The organism is Micromonospora sp. DSM 43699 (assembly GCF_055517075.1).
Map to the genome: position 1 here is coordinate 1 of NZ_JBTMMT010000286.1, position 257 is coordinate 257.

At 68.5% G+C, this 257-nt stretch carries 1 protein-coding gene; it reads right to left on the minus strand.

Going from position 1 to position 257, the window contains the following annotated elements; all coding sequences use genetic code 11:
• Positions 1-257 (minus strand): beta-ketoacyl synthase N-terminal-like domain-containing protein (locus AC0AIB_RS31655; RefSeq protein ID WP_465098150.1); only part of this gene is annotated, 257 nt, incomplete at both ends.

Genomic DNA, 257 nt, shown 5'->3' on the forward strand with positions numbered 1-257 from the left:
ATCCGACAGCCGCTCCAACACCAGCACACCCACACCCTCGGCCCAACCCGTCCCGTCCGCCGACGACGAGAACGCCTTGCACCGCCCATCCGGCGACAACCCCCGCTGCCGGGAGAACTCCACGAACATGCCGGGGGTCGCCATCACCGTCACCCCACCGGCGAGCGCCATCGCACACTCACCCTGACGCAACGACTGGGCAGCCAGATGAAGCGCGACCAACGAGGACGAACACGCCGTGTCGACAGTGACCGCCG